The following is a 23108-nucleotide window of genomic DNA, read 5'->3' as shown; positions in this document are numbered from 1 at the left end:
CCCCCTGCGGGGTCCCGTGCGTATCCCATGATGGTGCCCGGCATGGCCTGCTTCGTCCACCGGGGCACCACTAGGGACTCGAACGCCCGCCCCCGCCCCGATGTTCCGCTTCGAGAAGGAGTCGCACATGCCCGTGCCAACCGACGAGACCGCGCCGGGCTGGGCCGCCGCCGGCCGCCTGCCCGTCGATGAACAGCTCGTCGCCCTGGAGGAGGCGCTCTCCCGCAACGACACCCTGGTCGAGGTCTTGGACCGGGCCGCCGAACTGGCCGCACCCGACTGGTACCTGACCGCGGGGTGCTTGTTCCAGACGGTCTGGAACGTGGTCACCGGCCGACCGCCCACACACGGGATCAGGGACTACGACCTCTTCTACTTCGATCCCGCGGATCTGTCCTGGGCGGCGGAGGACCGTGTCATCCAGGACGCTGCCGCTCTGTTCGCGGACCTGCCCGTCTCCGTGGAGATCCGCAACGAGGCCCGGGTCCACCTCTGGTACGAGGAGAAGTTCGGGGTCCCCTGTCCACCGCACACGAGCGTGGAGTCCGCCGTCGACTCCTTCGCCGCGACCACCTGCTGTCTGGCAGTGCGCCAGAAGCATGACGGCCGGTGGCGCTTCTACGCACCACACGGCCTGTCCGACGTGTTCAACCTGGTCCTGCGCCCCAACCCCGCCCTGGCCCCCGAGCCGGTCTACCGGGCCAAGGCCGAGCGCTGGCAGCGGCTGTGGCCTGAACTCACCGTGCTCCCCTGGCCCGCCCCCACGCCGGGCTCGACCGGGTGACCGAGGAGGCCCGCACGGCTCTCGGCAGGTAGTCGCCAGCCGGGCGGCCCGAGTCGGGTTCAGCATCCCGGGGGGCGCATCGGGCGGACCCGGTCAGGCGGGGGCCGCCTCCTTCAGGAGAGCCTCCACCTGGGTCCGCTCCGGTGGGTCGGCGCCCTCCGTGGTGCAGGCCAGGGCGGCCGTCGCGGTGGCGAACCGCAGTACCTCCCGGACCGTCGCCGGGTCCAGTTCGACCAGTCGGGCCGGATCGCCCAGTCGGCCGAGGTCGTCGAGGCGGGCCAGTACCGCGGCGCCGAAAGTGTCGCCCGCGCCCACGGTGTCCCGGACCGTGACGGGGACACCCGGGACCGTCACGTGGTCGCCCCAGTGCGAGGACAGCGCCATGGCACCCTCTCCGCCCCGGGTGAGCAACAGCAGGTCGAGCTCGTGGCGGACCACCCAGCGCTCGGCGGTGACCAGCGGGTCCCGGCCGGGTTCGAGCCAGGCCAGGTCCTCGTCGCTGACCTTCACGATGTGGGCCAGGTCCATCCACTCCCGGGCCTGGGCCGCCGTCTCCGCCCGGTCCAGGCCGACCGCGGGCCGGGCGTTGACGTCGTAACACACCACGGAACTCTGCCCCTGGGCCCGCGCCCAGTCACGCAACCGCTGGGCACCGGGGGCCACCACGGCCGCGAGCGAACCCACGTGCACCGCGCTGACCCGCGCTGACGGTTCGGGGAGTTCCTCGGCCCGCCAGGCCCAGTCCGCGGTGCCCTCCAGATAGAAGGCGTACTCCGCACCGCCGGAAGGCCCGAGCGCGACCACCGCCAAGGTGGTGGGTTCGGTCGCGGCCACGGCCAGGGACAGGTCCACCCCGCGTTCGACCAGGTGGGCGCGGATCTGACGACCGAAGACGTCACCGGACAGTCGCGCTAGCAGCGCGGCGGGGGCGCCCAGGCGGGACAGGGCCACGGCGGTGTTGGCGGGCCCACCACCCGGAACAGCCCGCCACTGACCCGGTCCGCTCTCACCGCTCTGGGGGACGAGGTCCACCAGGGCCTCACCGCACACGACGATCACAGCAGTCCTCCCGGGGCATGAGCTTCTTCGGGCAGGTCGGCGGGGTCCACCGCACCCGTCATCACCGCGACCGCGTCCGCCATCCCGCAGCCCGCCGGGTCCAGGGTGGCGATGCGCCGCCCCAGGCGTTGGACGTGCACGCGGTCGGCGACCTCGAACACGTGCGGCATGTTGTGGCTGATCAGGATGACCGGAAGACCGTTGTCGCGCACCCGCAGGATCAGGTCGAGCACCGCGCGGGACTCGCGTACGCCCAGCGCGGCGGTGGGTTCGTCCATGATGACGACCTTGTTGCCGAAGGCCGCCGCCCGAGCCACCGCGACCGCCTGGCGCTGGCCGCCGGAGAGCGTCTCCACGGCCTGGCCGGGGTTCTGGATCGTCATGATGCCGAGGTCGTCCAGGTGGCGGCGGGCCTCGTCACGCATCCGGGAGCGGTCCAGCATCCGGAACACCGAACCCAGGATGCCGGGCTTGCGCAGCTCGCGGCCGAGGAACAGGTTGGTGGCGATGTCCAGGGAGGGTGAGACCGCCAGGGACTGGTGCACCGTCTCGATCCCGGCCTCGCGGGCCGCGATCGGGCTAGGCAGGCGGACCGGCGCACTGTCCACCAGGATCTCCCCGGCGTCCGGTGCCAGCGCCCCGGACAACGCCTTGATCAGGCTGGACTTGCCCGCGCCGTTGTCGCCGATCACCGCGAGGATCTCCCCGGGGTACAGCTCCAGGTCGGCCCCGGCCAGGGCGGTCACCCGGCCGTAGCGTTTGACCAGCCCGCGCGCCTGGAGGATCGGGGTCTGGTCGGTCGCGGGTGTATCGGACGCCGCTGTTTCGGGCGCCGGTTTCTCGGACACGGTCGCTTCCTCTGTCGTCGGCTTCAACGTCGCCCCTTCCTGATCCACTGGTCGAGGGACACGGCCAGGATCACCAACAGCCCCACCGCGAAGTTCTGCCACAGCACGTCCACCCCGGCCAGGGACAGGCCGTTGCGGCACACGCCGACGATCAGCGCGCCCATGACGGTGCCGATGATCAGTCCCCGGCCGCCGAAGAGGCTGGTACCGCCCAGGACCACGGCGGTGATGCTGTCGAGGTTGTCCATGAGTCCGGCCTGCGGGCTGGCCGAGGCGATCCGGCCGATCATGATCCACGCGCCCACCGCGTAGACCAGACCGGCGACGGCGTACACGCTGAGCAGGACCCGGTTGACCCGGATGCCAGCCAGGCGGGCGGCCTCCCGATCGTCGCCGGTGGCGTACACGTGCCGTCCCCAGCGGGTGCGGTGCAGGGCGTAGGCAAGAACCGCGACGATGACCAGCATGAGGACGGACCCGTAGGTGATGCGCGCGTCACCGATGGTCACCACCTGGCCGGTCCACAGCAGCAGGTCCGACATCTCGGAGCCGCGGATGGTCTCGCCGCGTGAGATCCACAGGTTGAGCGCGAAGAAGATGTTCATCGAGCCCAGGGTGACGATGAACGGCGGCAGCTTGACCTTGGTGACCAGGAAGCCGTTGAACAGTCCGCAGGCGATACCGCAGGCCAGTCCGGCGAGCAGCGCCGTGGGTCCGGGCAGTCCCAGCTCGGCGGACAGGCGCCCCATGACGATGGAGCACAGCACCATGATCGCGCCCACGGACAGGTCGATCCCGGCGGTGAGGATGATCAGGGTCTGGCCCAGGGCCAGGGTGCCGATCACCGCGGTCTGCTGGAGGATCAGCGAGATGTTCGAGGCCTGGAGGAAGGCCGGGCTGATCACCGCGAAGGCGGCGACGGCGACGAGCAGGACCGCGGCCGGGCCGAGGGTGGCCTGGGCGTGCAGCAGCCGTTGGAGGCGGTCCGCCAGGGAGGGTGGTCGGACGTCGTCGTCGAGGGTCACCGGTGAAGGCGGTTCAGGGCTCGCCTTCGGGGGGTGCGATGTGGTCACGGTGGTTCTGGTCTTCCTTGTCGTCGGGACCGTTCAGGGTGCGCGGAGACGAGGGCGCGGGATCCGGTGCGGGATCCGGCGCTGGGGCTAGCCCCAGCAGTTCTCCAGGCCCCAGGCGCTGTCCTGGGACTCCAGGCCCTCGATGTCCTCGTCGGTGATGAGCTCGACCCCGGTGTCGACGAAGTCCAGGCCGGTGTCCGGGTCGGGGGTCTGACCGGACTCGGCGAACTCCACGACCGCGTCCACGCCCATCGACGCCATCTTCAGCGGGAACTGCATGGCGGTGGCGCCGATAACGCCCGACTCCACGTTCTCCACCCCGGGGCAGCCGCCGTCCACGGACACGATCACCACGTCGTCGGCCTTGCCCGCTGCCTTGAGCGCCTCGTGGGCGCCCGCGGCGGCGGGTTCGTTGATCGTGTACACGAGGTTGAGGTCGGGGTCGCGCTGGAGGAGGTTCTCCATGGCGGTGCGCCCGCCCTCCTCAGCGCCGTCGGTGACGTCGTGGCCGACGATGCGGGGGTCGTCCTCGTCACCGATCTGGTTCTCATCGGCGATGTCGACGCCCAGGCCCTGGAGGAAGCCCTGGTTGCGGGCCACGTCCACGGCGATCTGGTTCGGGTTGAGGTCGAGCATGGCCACGCGCGGCTCCACCCCCTCGGCTTCGAAGCGCTTCTGGGCCCACTCGCCGATGAGTTCCCCGGCCAGGAAGTTGTCGGTGGCGAAGGTGGCGTCCACGGCGTCGGCCGGCTCGGTGGGGGTGTCCAGGGCGATGACCATGATCCCGGCGGCCGCGGCCTGTTCCAGGACGGGGACGATCGCGGCGGAGTCGTTGGGGGTGATGAGGATGCCGTCGGCCCCGGAGGCGATGAGGTTCTCCACCGCCTGGACCTGGGTGGCGTTGTCGCCGTCGTAGTCCCCGGCGAAGCTCTGGAGGGTGACGCCGTGTTCGCTCGCGGCCTCCTGGGCGCCCTCCTTCATCTTGACGAAGAATGGGTTGGTCTCGGTCTTGGTGATCAGGCCGACCAGGACGGAGCCGTCTCCGGCGGCGTCGTCGGAACAGGCCGTGAGCGCGGCGGCCAGCCCCAGTCCGACGGCGGCGGCCAGCACCCGGCGGGTCCGGCGAAGGGCGTGCTTCATGGGGGGTTCTCCTTCGGTGCGCCCTGGGTCGGGCTGGGGATGCCTGGGAGGGGCGAGGCTCCGCACCACTCCGAGACAACGATGTCCCGAAAGTTTCAACGAGGCTTCACTCTCGTGTCAACCCCTTGAATCCACTGAGTTCAGAAGCCCGATGCGCTTCGGTCCGGCCGGTTGACAACGTTGACTCAAACGGTGCAGGGTGAGCCGCATCACCGGCCGCCTGCTCCTCCCCGCTGTCCGGGAACGGAGAGATCGCGTGCACCGACAGACCCGACGCCCCCGAACCCTCACCGAGACGGTCTTTCCCCGGCCCGGACGCCACCGGGACCGCCCTGTACACCGAGGGCGCCGACTCCCTTGGTGGAGGACCTGCGGGTCAGTCCGCTGACCACCGCTCAGACAGTTGCGGCACAATGAGTCCCGTCCCGCCCGCACCGCGGTGGCCGTGAACGCACCGGTGCGGTGCACGCCGCGTACCGAACCGGCTCGCACTGCGGGGCGGGTCACAGTGTCGGGGAGAGAGTCCGAGGTATCAGGCGACGTGTCGGTGAACGAGAGCGCGAGCGAGCCGCAGGCAGGGTCCGGGCAGCAGCTGCGCCGCGCCACCATGCGTGACGTCGCCGCCCTGTCCGGGGTGAGCATCAAGACGGTCTCGCGCGTGATCAACGGCGTCGCCACGGTCTCCGACGAGCTGCGCGACCGCGTGCACAAGGCCATCGCCCAGTTGGACTTCCAGCCCAACCTGGCCGCGAGCAGCCTGCGCCGCACCGACGGCGCCACCCGGCAGATCGCCCTGCTGCTGGAGGACGTCGCCAACCCGTTCTCGGCCACGCTCAGCCGCGCGGTGGAGAACGTGGCCCGCGAACACGGCACCCTGGTGTTCGCCGGAAGCCTGGACGAGGATCCTCGGCGCGAGTTGGAGCTGGTACGCGCCGCGACCCTGCACCGGGTGGACGGGATCATTATCGCCCCGGCCGCACCCGACCACGGCTACCTGCACCGGGAGATCCGGACCGGCACCCCGGTGGTGTTCGTGGACCGCCCGCCGCGCGGCCTGGCCGCCGACGCCGTGCTGTGCACCAACACCGAGGGGGCGCGCGAGGCGGTCCTGCACCTGGCCGACCACGGGCACACCGAGATCGCGTTCCTCGGGGACGAACAGACCATCAGCACGGTCAACGAACGCGTGGCGGGCTACCGCGCGGCGCTGGCCGAACGCGGCCTGCCCGAGCGCCCCGGACGGGTCGTGCGCGACCTGCCGAGCCCCGAGACGGCGGCGCGCGCCGTGGCCGACCTGCTGGACTCCGAGCACCCGCCCACGGCGCTGTTCACCGCACAGAACCTGGTCACCATCGGCGCGATCCACGCGCTCCAGGAGCGCGGCCTGCACGAGCGGATCGCGGTCGTGGGTTTCGACGACTTCCCGATGGCGGACCTGCTGGTCCCCCGGGTGAGCGTGGTCGCCCAGGACGTGCTGGAGATCGGCACGCTGGCCGTGCGCAGACTGTTCGAACGCATCTCGGGCGGGGGCGCCGAACCCCGCGAGTTCCGGGTGCCCACCACCCTGATCCCCCGCGGCTCGGGCGAGATCCCCCCGCCCGCCTGAAACGGGGCCAGGGTTCGGAACCCGAAGTCCGGCCAGGGCGGCACGGACCACACCCTTGCCACCGGATCCCGGTCGGCCGACCATCCGGAAGGGGCCTGGGATCGGAGATCCTCGGTCTCACATGACAGTGTCCGTGAACAGATGAGAACCCCTCCGGGGAGCGGTGACACTTCCCGGAGGGGCGGACGCGAAGTTCCTCGTCGCTCCTAGTTGAAGGAGGAGTAGGCGACCACGCCGCGGCGGACCAGGTCCGCGGACTTGCGGGCGTTGCTGCGCATCTGCGGGTCGGCGGCGGCGCCCGCGATCTGGCTGAGCATGTCGACCAGCATCTTGGCGGTGCGCACGAAGTCGCCCGCGGTCATCTCGGACTGGCGCAGGATCGCGTCGAGCCGGTCGCCGCGCGCCCAGCGGTGCGCGGTCCACACGAAGCCGAGGTCGGGCTGGCGAAGGAAGGAGACCCGGTGCCGGCTCTCCACCTCGTTCAGCTCGCCCCACAGCCGCATCATCTCGGTGAGGGCCTCCTCGACCTTGCCCTCGGGCAGGCGCGGGTAGGCGTCGTCGTTGCGGCGCGCCTCGTAGACCAGTGAGGCGGCGCAGGCGGCCAGTTCCACCGGGTTGAGGTCGTCCCACACCCCCCGGCGCAGGCACTCGGCGACCAGCAGGTCGAGTTCGGAGTAGATCTTGGCCAGTTTGGCGCCGTCCTCGGAGACGTCGTCGCCGGACAGGTACTCCAGGTCCTCCAGGACGCCGCACACCCGGTCGAAGGTGCGGGAGATGACGTGCGAGCGCCCTTCCACGCGGCGGCGCAGGGCGTCGGTGTCCTTCTGCAGGCGGAAGTACCGCTCGGCCCAGCGGGCGTGGTCCTCGCGGTCGGAGCAGCCGTGGCAGGGGTGCTCCTTGAGTGCGGTGCGCAGCCGCTGGACCTCGGGGTCCTCCTGGTCGCCGCGGCGCCGACCGCGCTCGTAGGAGGCATCGGTGCCCTGCTCCTTGAGCTTGTTGCGCAGGGTCGAGGCCAGGTCCTGGCGCGAGCGCGGGGAGCGCGCCGAGAAGGACTTGGGGACGCGCATGCGCCCCGAGGGGTGCACCGGGACCGGGAAGTCACTGGAGTTGACCCGCTTGACCTGCTTGTCCACGGTCAGGACCAGGGGGGCGGGCAGGTCGTGTTTGAGGCCCGGGTCCAGGACCACGGCGTGCCCGGAGTAGCGGCCCGCCGGGATGCGGATGATGTCGCCGGTGCGCAGCCTCTCCAGGCTCTCCAGGGCCTCGTCGCGGCGCTGGGCCGAACGGTTCCTGGCCAGCATGGACTCGCGGTCGCTCAGGGCGCGGCGCAGCCCCGCGTACTCCATAAAGTCGCCCAGGTGGCACTCGGCGGCCTTGGCGTAGCCGTCCAGGGCCTCCTCGTGCTTGCGCAGCTGCTTGACCAGCCCGACCACCGCGCGGTCGGCCTGGAACTGGGCGAAGGAAGCCTCCAGCATGTTGCGGCTGCGCTGGCGGCCGACCTGGCCGACCAGGTTGACCGCCATGTTGTAGGAGGGCTGGAAGCTGGAGTTGAGCGGATAGGTGCGGGTGCCCGCCAGGCTGGCCACCGACTCGGGATCGGTCCCGGCCTGCCAGACGACGACCGCGTGCCCCTCGACGTCGATGCCGCGGCGCCCGGCGCGCCCGGTGAGCTGGGTGTACTCGCCCGGGGTGAGCGCGGCGTGGGTCTCGCCGTTCCACTTGTCGAGTTTCTCGATCACCGTGGTGCGCGCGGGCATGTTGATACCCAGGGCCAGTGTCTCGGTGGCGAAGACCGCCCGGATGAGCCCCTTGGAGAACAGGTGCTCCACGATCTCCTTGAAGGTGGGCAGCATCCCGGCGTGGTGCGCGGAGATGCCAGCCTCCAGGGCGCGCAGCCAGGAGTCGAAGCCGAGCACGGTCAGGTCCGCGCGCGGGATGTCCGCGCAGCGGGATTCGGCGTACTCGCGGATGTAGTCGGCCTCGTCTGGGGTGGTGAGCACCAGTCCGGAGGCCACGCACTGGCGGACAGCGTCATCGCAGCCGGCGCGGCTGAAGATGAAGGTGATCGCCGGGAGCAGCCCCTCGGCGTCCAGCTCCTCGATGATCATCGGCCGCGTGGGCGGGGCGAAGCGGGTGCGTGGGCGCACGTTGCCACGGGCCCGGCTCTGCGGGTGGCGGCGCCGGTTGGCCAGCTGGGTGGTGCGCGAGTCGTCCTCGGCAGTGCGGGTCAGGTAGGGGTTGATGAGCAGCTTACGGCCGCCCACCTGAATTTCTCGCGGGCGCTGCTGCTGGGAGCGGCGCCGTTCGCGCTTGCGTTTGGCACGGCCGCCGCGCTCCTCCTCGTCGTCCTCACCGCCGGAGGCGGTCTCCTCGGGCTGCTCGTCGACGAACAGGTCGTGCAGGCGCTTGCCCACCATCACGTGCTGCCACAGCGGCACAGGACGCTTCTCGTCGACGATCACGGTGGTGTCGCCGCGCACCTGCTGGAGCCACTCGCCGAACTCCTCGGCGTTGCTGACCGTGGCGGACAACGCGACCATGCGCACCGACTCCGGCAGGTGGATGATCACCTCCTCCCAGACCGCGCCGCGGAAGCGGTCGGCGAGGTAGTGCACCTCGTCCATGACCACGTAGGCCAGCCCGCCGAGGGTGGAGGATCCCTCGTAGAGCATGTTGCGCAGGACCTCGGTGGTCATCACGACCACGGGTGCCTCACCGTTGACGCTGTTGTCGCCGGTGAGCAGACCGACCTGGTCAGCGCCGTAGCGCTTGACCAGGTCGTTGTACTTCTGGTTGGACAGGGCCTTGATCGGCGTGGTGTAGAAGCACTTGGTGCCCTCGGCCAGGGCCAGGTGCACGGCGAACTCGCCGACCACGGTCTTGCCGGAGCCGGTCGGCGCGGCGACCAGCACCCCGTGTCCGCCCTCCAGGGCCTTGCAGGCCCTGATCTGGAAGGGGTCGAACTCGAACCCGTAGAGCCCCTGGAAGGCCTCGATCGCGGCGCTGGAGGCGCTCTGGCGCCGACGGAAGGCGGCGTAACGCTCGGAGTGACTACTCATAGGGCTCCCAGCCTATGAGGTCAGCTCCAGCATCTCGACCGCCTTGGGTACCACCTCGCACACCAGTCGCGGGGGACCCGTGCGTTCCCCGTCGGCGTAGGCGGTCCCGGCGTCGCCGCGGATGGTGACGACGCGCCCGCGTTCGAAGACGACCTCGTCCAGGCCCAAGTGGCTGCCGTTGAAGACCCGGGGGAACATGCGCAGGAAGCGGCCGATGGGACCCTCCTTGACGAAGACCACGTCCAGGAGGCCGTCGTCGGGGACGGCTTCGGCGCACACGTGCATGCCGCCGCCGTAGGCGCTGGTGTTGCCGACGGCCACGAGCATGCCGGGTTCGGCGATGCGGCGGTCGTCGATGTCGATCTCGAAGTCGATGGGCTGGAAGGAGCGCAGTTCGGCGATCAGTCCGACCAGGTATCCGGCGCGGCCGATGCTGAAGCGGAAGTTGTTGAACCGCTCGTTGACTCGGGCATCGAAGCCGCAGGCCAGGACGCTCATGTAGTAGCGCTGGGAGCCGTCGGCCATGGTCAGGCGGACCACGTCGCTGGGGCGGGTGCGCCCGGCGAGGATCGCCTGGGCGGTCGTGTGGGCCGAGCCGCGGGGGACTCCGAAGGCACGGGCCACGTCGTTGCCGCTGCCCGCCGGGACCACGGCCAGGGGCACCCCGGTACCCACTACACCCTGGAGGGCCTGGTGGACCAGGCCGTCGCCACCGACGGCGACCAGGGCATCAGGGCGGTCGGCGGCAGCCAGACGGGCCAGGCGGCGGCTGTCCGCGGCGGAGCGTCCGGTGTAGACGTGCACGCGGGCGCCTGCGTCGCGCAGGGCTTCCTTCAGGCGCACCGCGATGACGGCGGCGCGGCGTCGGCCGGAGGCCGGGTTGACCAGAAGGGCGATATGAGGGGGCATGTACCGGTCCTTACCTACCCGGAGCCGGGGTCGAGCCGTTCGGATCCGGGACCAGTGGGGTGTACGGGTCGGGTGAGGGCCCGTACACCCGCGCGCCCGGGTGCGGGCGAGCCGCTTCAGTCGTCCTCGGTCGCGGACTTGCGCTCGGCCTCCTCACGCTGGCGGCGATGGTACTCCTCCATGACCTCCGGCGTGTTCAGCGGGGAGGGCACCCAGGTCGCCTCGACCTCGGTCTCGCCGCGCTGGATCTTGATCTCCTCCTCGGTGAGGTACTCCTCCGGGATGTCGAACTCGCCGTCGCGAGCACCCAGGACGAACGCCTCCCACTCCTGGGGGGTGAAGAAGAGCGTGCCCTTCTCCGGGGACTTGCCGTCGCGCACCGCGCGGAAGCCGTCGTCGAACTCGGCGACCTCGACGATCGCCTCGGAGTCCGGGTTGGACAGGGAGGAGCGCATCCACACGGCGTGCGTGGTGTCGTGCCACTTCTCGTTGCCCATGGCCTCGGGCGGCAGTTCCTTCTTGGTCTCGGTCTGCTCGCTCATCTTCACTTCCTAGTCCGGGAGATCGGTGGAGGAGGGCCGGACGGATGGTTCAGCGGTGTGTTCGGCGGAGTTCCCGACTGAGGGTTCGGTCGCCGAAGGACCGTCTCCGGGGCCTTCCCCAGCCGAACCCTAGCGTGTCGCCGAAGGTGTTCAGGAGCGCTTGGTCGATTCGCCCTCGGAGTCGGATTCCTCCAGCGAGGAGGGGGTGTAGTCGAGGTCGGAGGGTTGGTCGTCCAGGTCGGAGATCTGGTCGTCGTCCAGGTCGCCGGCGGGGTCCTTGCGCTTCCTGCGGCGGTCGTTGAGGAAGCAGAACAGTTCGGCGATCTCGAAGAGGACCACGAGGGGGACGGCCAGGGCGAGCATGGAGACGGGCTCGGCCGGGGTGAGGACCGCCGCGACCAGGAAGGCGCAGAAGATGATGACGCGGCGCCACTTGGCGATGGCCTCGTGGGAGAGGATGCCGGCGATGTTGAGCAGGACCACCAGCAGCGGCATGACGAAGCCGATGCCGAACATGCCCATCATGATGAGCATGTAGCTGAGGTACTCGCCGATGGTCAGGTACGGGTCCGCTTCCTCGGGCAGGAAACCGAAGAGCATCTGGAGGGCGAGCGCGGTGATCGTGTACGCCAGGGCTGCGCCGCAGATGAAGAGGATCCCGGCCAGCGGGGCGAAGATGTAGGCGTACTTCTTCTCGCTCTTGTGCAGTGCGGGGGCCACGAAGGCCCACAACTGGTAGAGCCAGAGGGGGGCGGTGACCATGGCTCCGGCGAACAGCCAGATCTTGAAGGCCACGAAGAAGGCGTCGAAGGGGCCGGTGACGATGAGGGAGCAGCCGCCGTCCTCGACCACCTGGGAGGCGGGCAGGGAGCAGTAGGGCCGGCTGAGGAAGTCCCAGATCTGGTCGTAGAAGACGAAGCCGACCACGGCCCCCAGGCCGAGGATGAGCAGCACCTTGGCCAACCTGTTGCGCAGCTCGCGCAGGTGGTCCATGAGCGGCATCCGGGCGTCCGGGTTCGCCGTTCGACGTGGGGACCTCATCGTGCGGTCACTCTCTTCTCATCCGCTCTCGTCCGGGCCCGGGCCGACGGCGCGAGGCGCCCCTGAGGACGGCCCCGCCGAAAACAGCCGTCCGGCGCGGCACCGGAGGGTACCGCGCCAGTCCACCGGCCAGAACCAGGCGACTACCAGTCAGCTACGTGGCTCTACTTGTTGTAGGTCTGGTTGGTGGGCTCACCGGACTCGTTGACGATGCGCTGGCCGGGCGGCAGCTGCGGGTAGCTCTGCTGCTGCGCCTGCTGGTTGTCGGCCTGGGGCTGGCTCGGCTGCGCGGCCTGCTGCTGGGGCTGCTGCGGCTGCTGGGCCTGGGGCTCGCCCTCGCCCTTGGTCTCGTTGTCGTCGTCGACCAGGCCCTTGCTCTCGGCCTTGAGGATGCGCGCGCTGCGCCCCAGGGAACGGGCCAGGTCCGGGAGCTTCTTGGCTCCGAACAGCAAGATGGCCAGGATCACCAGGATGGCGATCGTAGGTCCGTTGAACGGTCCCATGGTTCTACCTCTCTACGGGGCGCGACCAAGCGCCTCTGATGGTACGCGCATTCATCCGCGGGACCGTCATGTCCCAGCACCGCCACGGCGGATGCGCTCACGCAGGTCAGCGCTGCTCGCCTGATACCCGCCCGCCGCCCGTGTCACCTCTTCGGACAGCACGGAGGCCTCGCGGCGCGCTCTCACGACGAGGGCGCCGACGAAGTACGCTCCGATACAAAACGCACCGAAAAGGACAGCGAGGGCGATCACGCTTTCACCATATCCCTTTCGGGATGACCTACACCCCACCCCCCGGTGAACAGGTAAGCCTCACTCCGGCGACGAAGTGGTCTCGACCAATTTTCCGGAGGTTTGCCCTGTGCCGTAGTGGTTGAGCGCTCGCTGGGCCTCGGCCCGGACGTCCTTGGCCAGTCCCTCCGGAGACACCAGGCGCCCCTCCCGCCCCAGAGCCAGGGCGAGCCTGGCCACCCACGCCGGAGCGGGGGTGCGCAGGGTCGCCCGCACCCCGCCACCCGGGAGCTCCGCCGTCGACTCGCACACGTAGTCCTCGGTGACCCAGCGCGCGGAGGGCTCCAGGAGCAGGGTCACCAGGGCGTCGCGCTCGGAGCGCTGGAGCACCCCGGCGGACAGATCGCGGCGGGCCACCCCCTCGGGCACCTCGGCGGCGAAGGGCAGCACGGTCAGTTCCAAGACCCGGTCCAGGCGGAACAGCCGCACGTCCTCACGCAGGTGGCAGTACCCCTCGAGGAAGGTCTGGCCGTCCTGGACCACCAGGCCCATGGGGTCCACGTCGCGCTCGGTCACCTGGTCCAGGTACCCGGACAGGTAGCGCAGGTGCAGGCGCTGCCCGGCGCCCAGGGCGTCGGCGCAGCGCTGCTGGGTCTGAGCCACCTGCTCGTCCACCTCGACCCGCACCTGCACCGCGTCGGCCAGGTCGCTCACGGCACCGCCGGCGGCGGTGCGCAGCTTCTCCCCCACTCGCTTGAGAGCACCGCCCTCCACGCCCTGCGCCTCGGGCAGCGCCTCCAGCAGGGACAGACCCACGACCAGGCTGGCCGCCTCGTCCGCGGTCAGCCGGAGCGGCTGGGCCAGGGTGTCGGCGTTGGCGATGATGATCTCGCCGGTCTCCTTGGCCGCGTCCAGGTCCACGTCGATCAGGTCGCCGGGGGTGTAGCCGGGCAGGCCGCACATCCACAGCAGGCTCAGGTCCGAGACCACCTGCTTCTCGCTGAGTCCGAAGTGCCGGGCCACCTCGGGCACCCGCACGTCGCGGCCGAGCGCGTAGGGGACCAGCATGAGGAGTCGGCGCAGCTGGTCGGCGGAACGGGGCCCGCGAGCGGGGGTGTCCTCACCCTCCTGCTCCCCCGCGGCCTCCGCGTTCTCCACGGTGTCGGCGCTCTCGACCACCCCGGTCAGGTGCTCGACCATCGCCGCCCGGGCCTGCTCGGGCTCCACCACCACCGCGCGCGAACCGTACGCGGCCACCTGCCGCACCAGCCCACTCGTGCTGGTGTAGGGCAGGGTGAGCGTGTCCCAACCGGCGCCGGTGCTGTCCCGCTCCCCCGGGACCACGCGCAGCGCGCGGCGGCGCAGGGCGTGCGCGGAGTCGGTGCGCACCCGCAGGGTCGCGGTCCGCTCGGGCACGGCGCTGTGCCGGGAGGCGACCGAACGCAGGTCCACACCCTCGGGCACGACCACGTCCGATCCGGTGCGCACCACAGTCACCCCGCCCCGAATCCGGCCGAGGCGGAACACCCGGCGGGCGTCGCGCAGCCGGTCGTGGCCGACCACGTACCAGTGCCCCTGCAGGTTGACGATGCCCCAGGGCTCGATCTCCCGGCGCTGGGCCCGGCTCTGCCCGGGCTTGCGGTAGTCGAAGGAGATCGGGCGGCGGTCGCGGATCGCCTGCCAGACGGGGCCGAAGGCGGGTTCGTCAGTGCGCATCGCCGGGGTCAACCCGGGGGCGGCCTCGGTGTCCACCGGTACCCCGGCCGAGCGGAGCTTGAACAGGGCGTTAGCGGCGGCCTCGCCCAGGGAGGCATGCCGCCAGGCGCGGGCGGCCAGACCCAGCACGACGGCCTCGTCGGGTAGGAGCTCGATCTCGGGCAGCTCGTAGTCCGAGCGGGAGATCCGGTAGCCTTCCTCGCCGCTGAAGGCGTCTCCGGTACCGACCTGGATGGGGATGCCGCTGTCGCGCAGCTCCCGCTTGTCCCGCTCGAACATGCGCTTGAAAGCCGACTCGGTGTCGGCCTCGGCGTAGCCGTGGACGGTCGCGCGGATCTCCTGCGCAGTCAGGTGGCGCCGGGTGGACAACAGGCAGATGACCAGGTTCAGCTGCCGTTCGGTCTTCCTGCGCGACATCGTCCGCACTCCTCTTACCCGCTGTGTTGCCCGCTGTGGTGGGGTCACCGTTTGGTGGTTGGACCGGGCGGGGCCGCGAGGGCGCGTCCTCCCACCTTCGGTTCAGCTCCGACGGTACCGTGCCCAGCATGATCCGGTGGCGCCGTGGTGAAGTCCGTCAGGTCCTGCCCTCCTGGCCCGGGGTCCGTCTGTGCGCGGTCTCGGTACCCGCTGACGGGGAAAGCACAGGAGAAGGCACGGGAGAAGGTACCGGCAAAAGCTCCGAGGCGTCGGTGACCTGCCGTGCGCTGGCCTACACGGACCTGGTCGGCACCCCCGAGGTCGGCGACACCGTCCTGCTCAACACCGGGGCGCTGGACCTGGGGCTGGGCACCGGCGGATACGCCCTGGTGGTGGCCCTCCCCGACCGGCTTCCCGTGGACCGCGAAGGCCCCGGACACCTGGTCAAGGCCCGCTACACCCCGCTCCAGGCCACCGTTCAGGGCGCGGACGAGCAGGGATCGCCGCACCACGAGGCGCTGCGCACGGCCGACGGAATCGGCGGGATGCCGGTGGTCGTAGCCGACCTGCACTCCGCGCTGCCCGCCGTGCTGGCGGGGGTGCGCGCCGAACGCCCCGGCACCCGGGTGGTCAACGTGATGCTGGACGGCGGAGCGCTGCCCGCCGCGTTCTCGCGGATCGTGGGGGCGCTGCGCGAGGACGGTCTGCTCGCCGGGTGTGTGACGACGGGACAGGCTTTCGGCGGCGACCTGGAGGCGGTCACCGTGCATTCGGGGCTGCTGGCCGCCCGGCACGTACTGGGGGCACAGATCGCGGTGGTGTGCCAGGGGCCGGGCAACCTGGGTACCGGCACCCCGTGGGGGTTCTCCGGGGTGGCCTGCGGCGAGGCGATCAACGCCGTGGCTGTCCTGGGCGGGCGGCCGGTGGCCAGCCTGCGGATCAGTGAGGCGGACGCGCGCAGTCGGCACCGGGGAGTGTCACACCACAGCCTGACCGCCTACGGGCGGGTGGCTCTGGCCCCGGCGGACGTGGTGGTGCCCAGCCTGCCCGGTTTCTTCGGTGAGCGCGTTCGCGACCAGGCCTGGCACCTGGGCGAGCGGCACACGCTCGTGGAGGTGTCGGTGCAGGGCCTGGAGGACGAGGTGCGGGCGCTGCCGGTGAAGGTGTCCACGATGGGGCGCGGGTTGGAGGAGGACCGGGCGGCCTTCCTGAGCGCGGCCGCGGCCGGGCGGCACGCCGCCACCCTCATCGACGGTTGAGGCCGCTGCGGGTGTTGAACTGGCTGTCGAGCTGGTCGCCGTGTCGGCCGCCGAGCCCGTCGTCGAACCGGTCGTCGAGCCCGTCATCGATCCGGGCGGCGGGGCGACGGTGTTCGGCGTCGCCGTTGCCGGGGACCGGGGTGCGGCGGGTCGCGGCGAGCATGTGCTCGGAGGGTGCGTCGAAGTAGCGTCCCGGCCGGAACATGGCCAGGGATGTCGGGTCGGCGAGCACACCTTCGTCCACGCGCACCGCTTCGGGCACGAACACGCTGCCGTCCCCGCAGGTGACGCCCCACTCGCGGCCGGGCCCGGCGGAGACGATCTGGCCCGAGTCGCCGCCCACGACCTCCTCGGACAGGCTGCCCCTGCACAGGGTGATCCGGGCCCCGCCGAACATCGCGAAGGCCCCGGGGTAGGGGGCGGCCAGGGCGCGCACCATCCGGTCCACGTCCCGTCCGGCCGCGGTCAGGTCCAGGCGTCCGTCGCTGGGGCGGCGGCGCGGCCAGACCGAGACGTGGCCGGTCTGCGGGCGGCGGGGGGCGCGTTCCTCCAGGAGCGCGTCCAGGTTGCGTACGAGCAACTCAGACTGCAGGTGTGCGGCCCGCTCGTACAGGCCGGTGGCGGTGACGTCGGTGGCCAGGTCGAACCAGATGCGGTCCACGATGTCGCCCGCGTCGGCCTCGCGTTCGAGGTGGAAGAGGGTGACGGCGCTGGAGCGCATGTCGCGCAGGATCGTCCAGGGGATAGGTGCGCGGCCGCGGCCGACCGGCAGTGGGGAGGGGTGCAGGCCCACCCCGCCCAGGGGAAGGGAGGACAGGACCTGCTCGTGGACCAGCTGTGACCAGCCCGCGACCACCATGAGGTCGATCCGGTGCGCGCTCAGGGCGTCGCGCACCTCGTCGGTGTTGATGTCGGCGGCTCTGAGGTGGGGCAGGTCATGACGGCGGGTGATCTCCTCGAAGTCCACGTAGCCGGAGCGGTGCGCCAGTTCGGCCGGGTAGGAGACCACCAGGTGGGGCGGACGGCCCTGGGCGCAGAGCTCCTCCAGCGCCGGAACCCCCAGACGCAGACCCGACACGTAGCAGTACCGCCGCTGGTCTGGCATGGTTCCCCCTCGCCCAATGCTCACCCTGGGTGACTGACTCTACGCATCCGGCCCCGCTCCTGCGCGCAGGTCCGGGCCCGTCTGCGTGTCAGGGCTGTACCAGGGCCCTGCGGTAGTCGGTGGGGGTCGTTCCGCGCAGGCGTTTGAAGGCGACGCTCAGCGCGAAGGCGCTGGAGTAGCCCACACGGTGGGCGATGGTCTCGACGGTCGTCTCGCCCTCGCGCAGGTGTTCGACAGCGCGGGTGATGCGCCATTCGGTCAGGTAGGCCATCGGCGGTTCGCCGACGAGCGTGTGAAAGCGCCGGGCCAGTGCGGCGCGCGAGACCCCGCAGCGTTCGGCCAGGGAGGCCACAGTCCAGGGCTGCGCGGGCCGCTCGTGCATCAGGCGTAGCGCACTGCCCACGACCGGGTCGGCCATCGCGGGGTACCAGGAGGGCGCACGGGTTTCGGGGCGGTCGAACCAGTGCCGCAGGGCGCAGATCAGCACCAGGTCCAGGAGGCGGTCGAGGACGACCTGCTGGCCGGACCGTTCCTTGAGGGTCTCCTCCACCACCAGGTCCATCGCGGCGCACCGGTATTCGGTGGCCGGGACGACGAACGCGCAGGGCAGGACCGAGAGCAGGCGTCGGCTGATCTCCCCCGCCACGTCGTAGGAGCCGCTGAGCAGGAGGTCAGGGCCGTCCGGACTGACTCCGCACACCCGCAGGCCCAGGGCGAGCTCGGCGCGGACCGGGGTGCCGTCGGGGGTGGTGCACACGTCTGCCGCGCTGATCACGTACTGCGGCACGGTGTCGGGGTGGCCGGCCACGGTGTGCGGACCGGGGGCCTGCACGATCGCGATGTCGCCGGTGTTCAGCCGCAGCGGTCCGCCGCCCTCCGGAAGCAGCCAGCCGCTCCCCCGGACCATGGTGACCACCGTCAAAGCCGTGGAGTGGGAGAAGAGCAGCAACCAGGGTGGGCTCAACAGAGTCTGGCTGAACGGGGAACCGCGTGCCCTGACCCCGTCGAGAAAATCCGCCAGAGCGTCCATCACTTCAACGTAGACGATCGAACATCAAAGTGAGCCTTGCAACCATGGAGAGTCTCATACGCCGGGTGTTGACTCCAGGTCATGACTCAAAACACCACTACTGGCCCCGACCCTGATCCCGGTTCCGGCCCTGAAAAGGGCACCGTGGAACCGTCCGCCGCCTCGACACACGACAGCCGGCCGCCGCGGGCCGGAGCACGGGAGTGGATCGGGTTGGCAGTGCTGGCACTGCCCACCACACTCCTAACGCTGGACATCACAGTGCTCAACCTGGCAGTCCCACACCTGAGCGCCGATCTGGAGCCGAGCGGCACCCAGATGCTGTGGATCATCGACGCCTACGGTTTCATGATCGCGGCGTTCCTGGTCACCATGGGTTCCCTGGGCGACCGGATCGGCCGCAGGCGGCTGCTGATGATCGGCGCCGCGGGTTTCGCCGCGGCCTCCCTGGCGGCGGCCTACGCGACCAGCCCCGCAATGCTCATCACGGCCCGGGCGGCCCTGGGCATCGCCGGGGCGACCCTGATGCCCTCCACCCTGGCCCTGATCAGCAACATGTTCCGCGACCCCGCCCAGCGGGGCACCGCCATCGGGGTCTGGGCGACCTGTTTCTCGGTGGGGGCCGCCTCCGGTCCGCTCGTGGGCGGTCTGCTGCTGGAGTACTTCTGGTGGGGTTCGGTGTTCCTGATGGGGGTGCCGGTGATGGTGCTCCTGCTAGTCACCGCCCCGTTCCTGCTGCCCGAGTACCGAGACCCCGGTTCAGGTCGACCGGATCTGACCAGCGTGCTGCTGTCGCTGGCCGCGATCCTGCTGTTCGTCTACGGGATCAAGGAGCTCGCCGCCTATGGGTTGCGCACGGAGTACCTGGCCGCGCTCGCGGGCGGTCTGCTGCTGGGAGTGGTGTTCGTCCGCAGACAGCGGCAGCTGGCCGATCCCCTGCTCGACCTGCGACTTTTCGCCGACCGCGCCTTCGCGGTGGCGCTGACCGTACTGCTGCTGGGGCTGGCCACGCTGGGCGGTCTGTACCTGCTGGTCTCCCAGTACCTGCAATCCGTGCAGGGGCTGTCACCCTTCCAGGCCGGGCTGTGGCTGCTCCCCTCCGCCCTGGGCACCGTGGTCTCCTCTCTGACCGCACCGGCCCTGGCCCGCCGATTCGGACCCGCGAACGTGCTGGGGACCGCCATGGTGCTGTCCGCGGTGGGCTGTGTCCTGCTGGCCCAGGCCCCGCACGTCGGTCTGCTCGCGGCCATGGCGGGTTTCACGCTTTTCTACGTCGGCACCGGACCGCTAACGGTGCTCGCCACCGACCTGGTGGTGGGGTCTGCTCCGGCTGAGAAGGCGGGGGCTGCCTCGTCCCTTTCGGAAACCAGCATGGAGATCGGCTTCGCGTCGGGGGTCGCCCTCCTGGGCAGCCTGGGCGCCGTGCTGTACAGGGCGGAGCTGGCCCGGGAGGCACCCTCGGGCATACCGGCCGGGGCGCTGGAATCGGCTTCCGCGTCGATCCCGGCCGCCGCAGCGGAAGCGGAGCGCCTGCCCCCGGATATCGGTGGGGCACTCCTGGAGGCGGCGCAGCTCGGCTTCACCGACGGCGTGGTGGGAGCAGCCTGGGTGAGCGCTGTCGTCACGGCCGTGCTCGGCGTCCTGTCGTTCACGGTGTTGCGGAAAGTGCCCTCCGGACAGCCGGTGCGCACCGACGCCGGCAACCGCGACCGTCCTTGACGGGACCGGTGGCGGTGGGGTCGTCGGCCTCAGCGGCCGACCCGGTCCCGGGCGGCCTCCAGCACCAGGCTGCCCGGGGCGGTCCGCTCCCCGCGCGCGCACTCCGCCGCGTAACGCTCGCCCACCAGTTCACGGTAGCGCGACCCACTACGGCGACGGTGCCACGGGCTACACCGACTACCCGACGCTCGACGGCTGACCTGCCCGCCTCCGGGCAGCGGACACGAACATCGCCCCCGCCGCGCTCTCAGGCGCGGCGGGGGCGATCAGCTGTTCAAGCGGGGACGCTACTCCGAGTCCTCCTCGGACTCGTCAGATTCCTCGTCCGCGTCCTCGTCGCCCTCCGAAGCCTCTTCTTCGGCCCCTTCACCCTCGGCGTCCTCCTCGGACTCCTCCGGCTCGGGCGGCGGCGCGTTGTCGAAGGCGCCCAGCACGTCGACCACGAAGACCAGCGTGCCCGAAGGGGCACCCATCGCTTCCTCGTCGGACTCGCCGTAGGCCATGTCACCGGGCACGATGAGCATCAGGCGGTCGCCGACGTTCTGGCCGACGATGCCCTCGTCCCAGCCCTGGATGACGGCCCCGCCACCGATGGTGGTGTCGAAGGGGATACCGCCCTGGTTCCACGAGGAGTCGAACACCTCGTGGTTGCCGTCCTCGTCGGCCTCCCAGCGCACGCCCGTGTACTGGACGATGATCTGCTGGCCCTCCTCGACCTCGGCGCCGCCGCCCTCGATCAGCGGCACCACCTCGAGCTCGTCGGGGGCATCCTCGTCGGGGATCTCGATCTCGGGCTGGCTGCGGCCGTCCTGCGTCACCGTGGGCAGGTCGCCGCCGCCGTCGTTGGTCTGCTCGCCCGGCACCACGGCACCCTGGCTGAAGCGGTCGATCATGTCGATGATCAGGACACTGCCGCCCTCAGGCAGCTCCTGGCCCGCCGCCTCGGCCTGCGCTTCCTCCTCCGGGGTCAGGTCCAGCGGGGGGAAGTAGTAGACCACACGGCTGCCCAGGGGCTGACTGACCATGGCGTCGGTGATGTAGTCCTCCATCTGATCCATGCGGATCAGATCCGGAGCACCCGTCTCGTAACTGGACTGGCCCTCGACCGCCTCACCCTCGCCGGGCCCCGTCCACTGGTACTGGGCGACGTTGGCGATGACCAGGTCGTCCGCGCCGACCAGCGCGTCCTCACCGGACCCCTTGCTGACCACACCGGTGATCTCCTCGTCCGGCGGCTCGGTGTCGGGGAAGGTGATCTCGGGTTCCTCACCGACGTCTCCGGTGATTTCGGGCAGCCGGGAGTCGAGCGCGTCGTCGTTCATCCGCAGGAAGGCGGGTGTACGCCACTCCTCCGGGATCGATGCGCAGCTGGAGACCACCAAGGTAACGGCGGTCAGTGGCACCGCGAGGGCGGCAACACGTCGGTGCATGGGTCACAACCTCTGATTTCCGGCTCAGGACAGGGTCACACTACCGAACAGTCGGAGTGCGGCCAGCCCCTGGGAGATTCCGATCTCGGTTTTCGGCCCATGGGAACACAGATCACGAGCTTTCCGAAAGCCAGGGCCCCGCGGGGAGCCGTCTCCGGCCGTCCCACGGGGCCCGCGCGCACGGGTCGTGCGCTCACACAACGCTCACACCGGATTCACACCCGCATGCTCACATCCCGGCGATCAGCTTCTCCACCCGCTCGTCCACGGACTTGAACGGGTCCTTGCACAGCACGGTGCGCTGCGCCTGGTCGTTGAGCTTGAGGTGCACCCAGTCGACGGTGAAGTCGCGCCGCTGTTCCTGGGCGCGGCGGATGAACTCACCGCGCAGCCGTGCCCGGGTGGTCTGCGGGGGCACCGACTTGGACTCGAAGATCTTCAGGTCCCCCACCACCCGGTCCATCTGCCCGCGCTTTTGCATCAGGTAGAACAGCCCGCGGTCGCGGTGGATGTCGTGGTAGGTCAGGTCGAGCTGGGCCACCCTCGGGGAGGACAGCGACAGGTCGTGCTTGTCCCGGTAGCGCTCCAGCAGCATGTACTTGGCGACCCAGTCGATCTCGCGCTGGACCGTCTCCAGGTTCTGGGTCTCCACCGCCTCCAGGGTGCGCTGCCACAGGTCCAGGACGCGCTTGCCCACCGCGTCGGTCCCGTGCCGGTCCACGTAGCTCTGCACCTTCTCCAGGTACTCGCGCTGGATCTCCAGCGCGCTGGCCTCGCGACCGTTGGCCAGGCGCACCTTGCGGCGGCCGGTCATGTCGTGGCTGACCTCGCGGATCGCCCGGATGGGGTTCTCCAGCGTGTAGTCGCGCATGACCACCCCGGCCTCGATCATCCGCAGCACGAGGTCGGTCGAGCCCAGCTTGAGGAGGGTGGTGGTCTCGCTCATGTTGGAGTCGCCCACGATGACGTGCAGGCGCCGGAACCGCTCGGCGTCGGCGTGGGGTTCGTCGCGGGTGTTGATGATGGGACGGGATCGGGTGGTCGCGGAGGAGACACCCTCCCAGATGTGCTCGGCGCGCTGGCTGACGCAGAACAGCGCTCCCCGGGGGGTCTGCAGCACCTTTCCGGCCCCGCAGATGATCTGCCGGGTGACCAGGAAGGGGATCAGGACGTCGGCGAGGCGGCCGAACTCCCCATGTCTGCCGACGAGGTAGTTCTCGTGGCAGCCGTAGGAGTTGCCCGCCGAGTCGGTGTTGTTCTTGAACAGGTAGATGTCCCCGGCGATGCCCTCCTCGTGCAGGCGCTGCTCGGCGTCGACCTGCAGCCCCTCCAGGATGCGCTCACCGGCCTTGTCGTGGGCCACCAGGTCCACGAGGCTGTCGCATTCGGGGGTGGCGTACTCGGGGTGGCTGCCCACGTCCAGGTACAGGCGGGCGCCGTTGCGCAGGAACACGTTGCTGCTGCGCCCCCAGGAGACCACCCTCCGGAACAGGTACCGGGCGACCTCGTCCGGAGACAGGCGGCGCTGCCCCCGGAAGGTACACGTGACCCCGTACTCGTTCTCCAGCCCGAAGATCCGTCGTTCCACGCGGCCTCACCAACTTCCCGTCTGGTGCGGACGACGGGGCCGCGTCGCC

The 23108-nt window shown here is 70.5% G+C and carries 19 protein-coding genes; 4 read left to right on the top strand and 15 right to left on the bottom strand.

The window, feature by feature from the left end; translation table 11 throughout:
- Positions 1-127 precede the first annotated feature (127 nt).
- Entirely contained in the window at positions 128-784 is a 657-nt protein-coding gene (locus D457_RS0123760) for a nucleotidyltransferase family protein (protein WP_051073019.1), read from the top strand.
- Positions 785-877: 93 nt separating this feature from the next.
- Here D457_RS0123760 and D457_RS0123755 read toward each other — a convergent pair whose 3' ends face one another.
- The 4 genes from D457_RS0123755 to D457_RS0123740 all read right to left on the bottom strand — a co-directional run bounded on the left by D457_RS0123755 (position 878) and on the right by D457_RS0123740 (position 4904).
- Entirely contained in the window at positions 878-1843 is a 966-nt protein-coding gene (locus D457_RS0123755) for a carbohydrate kinase family protein (RefSeq protein ID WP_017583182.1), read from the bottom strand.
- Positions 1840-2691, bottom strand: a complete 852-nt coding sequence (locus tag D457_RS0123750) for an ATP-binding cassette domain-containing protein (protein WP_017583181.1) — start codon at positions 2689-2691, stop codon at positions 1840-1842. The genes D457_RS0123755 and D457_RS0123750 overlap by 4 nt, the downstream gene beginning before the upstream one ends.
- A gap of 23 nt (positions 2692-2714) precedes the next feature.
- On the bottom strand, positions 2715-3716 hold the full coding sequence (locus tag D457_RS0123745; protein ID WP_017583180.1) for an ABC transporter permease: 1002 nt from the start codon (positions 3714-3716) through the stop codon (positions 2715-2717).
- 135 nt (positions 3717-3851) lie between these two features.
- Positions 3852-4904, bottom strand: a complete 1053-nt coding sequence (locus tag D457_RS0123740; RefSeq protein WP_017583179.1) for a sugar ABC transporter substrate-binding protein — start codon at positions 4902-4904, stop codon at positions 3852-3854.
- Positions 4905-5445: 541 nt separating this feature from the next.
- On the opposite strand from D457_RS0123740, the gene D457_RS0123735 reads away from it, so the two are divergent.
- Positions 5446-6510, top strand: a complete 1065-nt coding sequence (locus tag D457_RS0123735; protein ID WP_017583178.1) for a LacI family DNA-binding transcriptional regulator — start codon at positions 5446-5448, stop codon at positions 6508-6510.
- Positions 6511-6716: 206 nt separating this feature from the next.
- On the opposite strand, the gene D457_RS0123730 is transcribed toward D457_RS0123735, so the two are convergent.
- The 7 genes from D457_RS0123730 to D457_RS0123705 form a co-directional block, all read right to left on the bottom strand.
- Entirely contained in the window at positions 6717-9569 is a 2853-nt protein-coding gene (locus tag D457_RS0123730; RefSeq protein ID WP_017583177.1) for a DEAD/DEAH box helicase, read from the bottom strand.
- A gap of 12 nt (positions 9570-9581) precedes the next feature.
- Positions 9582-10478: a diacylglycerol/lipid kinase family protein gene (locus tag D457_RS0123725; RefSeq protein WP_017583176.1), complete on the bottom strand. Its 897-nt coding sequence runs from the start codon at positions 10476-10478 to the stop codon at positions 9582-9584.
- A 116-nt stretch (positions 10479-10594) separates the two neighbouring features.
- Entirely contained in the window at positions 10595-11020 is a 426-nt protein-coding gene (locus tag D457_RS0123720; protein WP_017583175.1) for a DUF397 domain-containing protein, read from the bottom strand.
- 150 nt (positions 11021-11170) lie between these two features.
- A complete protein-coding gene (tatC, locus tag D457_RS0123715; RefSeq protein ID WP_017583174.1) occupies positions 11171-12022 on the bottom strand; it encodes a twin-arginine translocase subunit TatC in 852 nt (283 codons plus the stop codon).
- Between the two features lie 203 nt (positions 12023-12225).
- Positions 12226-12564, bottom strand: coding sequence for a Sec-independent protein translocase subunit TatA (gene tatA / locus D457_RS0123710; protein ID WP_017583173.1), 339 nt, complete (start codon positions 12562-12564; stop codon positions 12226-12228).
- A gap of 66 nt (positions 12565-12630) precedes the next feature.
- Positions 12631-12816 (bottom strand): hypothetical protein, encoded by a 186-nt coding sequence (locus D457_RS35045; protein WP_017583172.1) that lies wholly within the window; start codon positions 12814-12816, stop codon positions 12631-12633.
- A gap of 60 nt (positions 12817-12876) precedes the next feature.
- Positions 12877-14928: a helix-turn-helix transcriptional regulator gene (locus D457_RS0123705; RefSeq protein WP_017583171.1), complete on the bottom strand. Its 2052-nt coding sequence runs from the start codon at positions 14926-14928 to the stop codon at positions 12877-12879.
- A gap of 128 nt (positions 14929-15056) precedes the next feature.
- On the opposite strand from D457_RS0123705, the gene D457_RS0123700 reads away from it, so the two are divergent.
- The gene (locus D457_RS0123700; protein WP_026116955.1) at positions 15057-16187 is read left to right on the top strand and encodes a DUF3866 family protein; all 1131 of its coding nucleotides are present in this window, start codon (positions 15057-15059) and stop codon (positions 16185-16187) included.
- Here D457_RS0123700 and D457_RS0123695 read toward each other — a convergent pair.
- Positions 16174-17292: a methionyl-tRNA formyltransferase gene (locus D457_RS0123695; RefSeq protein ID WP_017583169.1), complete on the bottom strand. Its 1119-nt coding sequence runs from the start codon at positions 17290-17292 to the stop codon at positions 16174-16176. The two genes, D457_RS0123700 and D457_RS0123695, sit on opposite strands and share 14 nt — an antisense overlap.
- An 88-nt stretch (positions 17293-17380) precedes the next feature.
- Positions 17381-18322, bottom strand: a complete 942-nt coding sequence (locus D457_RS0123690) for an AraC family transcriptional regulator (protein ID WP_017583168.1) — start codon at positions 18320-18322, stop codon at positions 17381-17383.
- Positions 18323-18403: 81 nt separating this feature from the next.
- Between D457_RS0123690 and D457_RS33240 the strand changes: the two genes are divergently transcribed.
- Positions 18404-20041: an MFS transporter gene (locus tag D457_RS33240; protein WP_152514338.1), complete on the top strand. Its 1638-nt coding sequence runs from the start codon at positions 18404-18406 to the stop codon at positions 20039-20041.
- A gap of 287 nt (positions 20042-20328) precedes the next feature.
- On the opposite strand, the gene D457_RS0123675 is transcribed toward D457_RS33240, so the two are convergent.
- Positions 20329-21471: an FKBP-type peptidyl-prolyl cis-trans isomerase gene (locus D457_RS0123675; RefSeq protein WP_017583165.1), complete on the bottom strand. Its 1143-nt coding sequence runs from the start codon at positions 21469-21471 to the stop codon at positions 20329-20331.
- Between the two features lie 229 nt (positions 21472-21700).
- Positions 21701-23059 carry a Pup--protein ligase gene (pafA, locus tag D457_RS0123670; RefSeq protein WP_017583164.1) on the bottom strand — a complete coding sequence of 453 codons (1359 nt, stop codon included), beginning with the start codon at positions 23057-23059 and terminating at the stop codon, positions 21701-21703.
- Positions 23060-23108 lie beyond the last annotated feature (49 nt).

The sequence above is a fragment of the Nocardiopsis valliformis DSM 45023 genome (genome assembly GCF_000340985.1).
GTDB lineage: Bacteria > Actinomycetota > Actinomycetes > Streptosporangiales > Streptosporangiaceae > Nocardiopsis > Nocardiopsis exhalans.
This window is presented reverse-complemented; position numbering and strand designations above follow the sequence as displayed.